The organism is Streptomyces sp. SID9727 (genome assembly GCF_010550605.1).
In the GTDB taxonomy this organism is placed as follows: domain Bacteria; phylum Actinomycetota; class Actinomycetes; order Streptomycetales; family Streptomycetaceae; genus Streptomyces.
Genome location: NZ_JAAGNI010000427.1, coordinates 1 through 2,033 on the forward strand (window position 1 = coordinate 1; position 2,033 = coordinate 2,033).

General features: G+C 76.5%; 1 pseudogene. It reads left to right on the plus strand.

What is annotated here, in order from left to right:
* Positions 1 to 2,033: pseudogene (locus G3I41_RS29640) on the plus strand (hypothetical protein); the annotation flags it as partial.

A 2,033-nucleotide genomic window follows, 5' to 3' on the forward strand; every position in this document is an offset into this window, starting at 1 on the left:
TCTCCGGCACCGGGGCGGCCTCCGTCCCGGGCGCGGTCGGCTGGGTCCGGGCCGACCAGCCGGCGGCCCCCACCCGCCGCCCGGGCGACCGGCCGTCCTCGCTGCAACTCGTCAGCCGGTTCCGGTCGACCGCCTCCCCGGCCGCCGGACAGCTCGCCGTGTACCTCGCGGCGGCCCCCCTCTACCTGCCCGTGATGCAACTCGTCCAGCGCACGATGCTGCCCCAGTCCGGCCCCTCCGAACTCGCCGAGGTCCTGCTCAGCGGACTCCTGAGGCGCGCCGAGGGCGGCACCGGACGCGGACAGTGGTACGTCTTCGAGCCGGACGTCCAGGAAGCACTGCTCGGCCCCCTCGGCCGCGACGAGGCCCTCCTCGTACTCAAGCACTGTTCGCAGTACATAGAGCAGCGGTTCGGCAAGGGCGGGCCCAACTTCCCGGCCCTGGCCTACGCCCAGCTCGGCGACGGCGCCACACGCGACGCCGCGCACCGCACCCCGTGGCCCGTCCCGGGCGCGGCGGGCACCCCACCGGACGCGGAAGACGCCGACGACAGTGAGGAGAACGAGGGGAACGGGGGGAACGAGAGACCCGGGGGTCCGCGCGTCCCCCATGCCTTTGCCGAAGTCGCAGCACGCGTACTGGAGCGATTCATGCCCGTACCCCCACGATTCGTCACCCGAGAGCCCAAGACGTCCGGAACCCCCCAGGCCGCCGGCCTCGCCGTGCGCCGCGCCCGGGAACTCGTGCGCCACTTCGAGGCCGACAAGATGGTGCAGCGCCTGATCGACGCCGTGCAGCTGCTCAGAGGCGCCGCCGAGCACGGCCCGGCCCCCGGCGACGACACCGAACTCTGGGCGGAGTACGCGCGCTGCGTGCTGCGCCTGTGGGAGGTCCAGGGCGGCGCCGACCTGCTCGACGAGGCCGAACGCGCCGCCGAGCGGGCCGCCGCCCGCCCCGGTGCCGTACGCGAACGGGCGGTGCTCGCCAAGGTGCTGCACGCGGCCGCCGACGACCGGCGCAGGCGCGGCGACCGGCGCGGCGCGCTGGAGCTGCTGCGGCGCGCCGACCGCGAGTACACCGCGGCCTGCGCCAGCCCCGGTCTGGAGCCCGGCGAAGCCCTCCGCCTCACCCTGGAGCGGGTGCGGGCCCTGGAGGCGCAGTGGCGGCTCGACGGCGACACCGCCCTGCTCCAGAGCGCCTGCGGGATGCTGGAGGCGTTCGCCGACGCCTGGCCCGACCAGGAGAACCGCCCCGCCGTCCTGCCCCTCCAGCACGGCCGCACCCTCCTGAAGCTGGCCCGCGCCACCCAGGACGGCGAACAGTCCCGCGAGTACGCCCGGCAGTCGGCCCGGTCCCTGCGCACCGCGTTCGCCCAGGGCACCGGGCACACCATGGGCACCGAGACCCGCATCGTCCTGGACCTGGTGGACGCGCTGCTCGCCTCGGGCGCCGAACCGGAGGAGGCCGCCACCCTCACCGCCCAGTCGCTGGAGACCGTACGCGACCAGCGGCAGCGCGCCCAGCTCCAGACCCGGGCCGGCCGCGTCCGGGTCGCCCGCTACGAACACACCGGAGACCCCGCCGAACTCGTCGCCGCCACCGAGTGGTTCGCCCGCGCGGCCCGGGGCATCCCCCGCGACTCCCGCGCCTACACCGACCTGCTCGCCGAGTGGGGCGCTACGCTGCTGCGCCGCGCCGAACTCCCGGACGGCCGCGGGCACATCGGCGCGGCGGTCCGGGTGCTGCGCGACTGCCGCTCCGAGATGCCGGCCGGCGGGGCCCAGCAGTCCGAGCGGCTGCTGATGCTGGGCCGCGCCCTGATGCTGCGCCACCGGGCCACCGCGGACCGGGTCGACCTGCGGGAGGCCGAGTACCTCTTCAAGCTGGCGGCCGAGGAGGCCGTCGCCCCGCTCACCGCCGCCCGCTGCTGGCTGGAGCTGGGCCGGGCCCTCCTCCAGGCCGCCGGCGTCCTCGACCGCCCGGCCCGCCGCGACGAGGCGGCGGAGGCGTTCCGGTCGGCCGCCGACGCGGCC